This is a genomic window from Ectopseudomonas chengduensis (assembly GCF_900102635.1).
In the GTDB taxonomy this organism is placed as follows: domain Bacteria; phylum Pseudomonadota; class Gammaproteobacteria; order Pseudomonadales; family Pseudomonadaceae; genus Aquipseudomonas; species Aquipseudomonas chengduensis.
On record NZ_FMZQ01000042.1, the window covers coordinates 1 to 1,288 of the forward strand.

Consider the following 1,288-nt stretch of genomic DNA (forward strand, 5'->3'; position numbering starts at 1 on the left):
AGTGCCTGTAGCGAACATGCCGGCGTAAATCAGCCAACGGATAAAGTGATCACTGAGCAGCTCAGCCTCCCTTTCCAGTTCGGCTGTTAAAAAAACAACACCGTTGTTTGAAAGCACCAGCAAATCAAGTGCTCACTCTTCTATTTTACAGTACCTGGCAACAGCACTTTGCGGTGCAGTCGATCAGATATCCGGAAGGTTGATCGTAAGCTTCAGCCTAGCGCTCTTCGAATTTAATGTCGTCGAGCTTCGGCCCAACCATTCCCCCGACCTACTCTTCCCTCCCCTAGAGACCCTAGCAGTCACTTGAATCGCGGCTGTCTGCGATAAGGTGTTGCTGGTAACTATTGCATCAGCGCCTGAAAACTCCACCTCGGCCGGCAGACTTGAGACCTTAAGTCGTATGGTAGCGAGAGGTACCTTGGAGCCCGATAGCGTCTGTACGAAAACGAACACACTGTCATCCAAAGCGACCTTTTCGAAAATTTCCGGGGAAATGTCCACCCGTACCTTGAGCGGTGTTGGTGGCAAGCCAGCAACATGGTTAATCGTCAAATTGTTGTTTTTTTCATCCGCTGAAAGACCGTTTCTTGCCTTTCCAATGGCCTGTACTAAAGCAGCGTGTGACGGATGGTCGGAACCCATCTCTGCTAATGCGTGATGCCAATATTTTAAAGCATCTTGGTAACGATGCTCTTCAAACGCAGCCAGACCTATGAGACTCAAGCTCTGGAGCTCACCCGGATTTCCATTTAAAGCTTCATCTGTCAGCGCCTTGATTGGCGGAGACCACATTTTGTTGTTAGAGAAATACAATGCTTTAGCCCACTCGCCTAATAACTCCGGTCGGCGACCGGCCAGTGACACCGTTCGTTCGAACATTCTAGCGGCATCGTCGGGCCTCCCTTGAGCCATGTAGTTTTGGGCCAGGTTATAAGCGTTCTCAGCTGACTCCGGTTGGGCGTTAACCGCGCGTTCCAGACGGTCGTTCATTTGCGCGAGTGAACCGGGAGGCTGGGCGAACTCACGAACCAGCTCGACTTTGTCGCTGGCGCCAAAATGCAGGTACAGCGCGAGCCCCAGCGCCGGTATCAAGAAAGCCACGAATACTGGTAGCGGCTTGCCTGTAGTCGAAAAACGTTCGAGGCCAGCTCCTTCGGTGTCCGCCAGCAATTCGCGGTCCGCCTCAGAGCGTGTTGCCGCTGACCGAAAACTGACCCAGTAGAGGCTGTTCTGCCGACTGAAAACTGACCCAGGTGTTCAACTGCTTCTGCTCAATTTTTGAGCA

1 protein-coding gene is annotated in these 1,288 nt (G+C 52.2%); it reads right to left on the reverse strand.

Annotated features, from left to right (window positions below):
• Window positions 1-183 precede the first annotated feature (183 nt).
• Window positions 184-1,173, reverse strand: coding sequence for a tetratricopeptide repeat protein (locus BLS08_RS25945; protein WP_244155394.1), 990 nt, complete (start codon window positions 1,171-1,173; stop codon window positions 184-186).
• Window positions 1,174-1,288 lie beyond the last annotated feature (115 nt).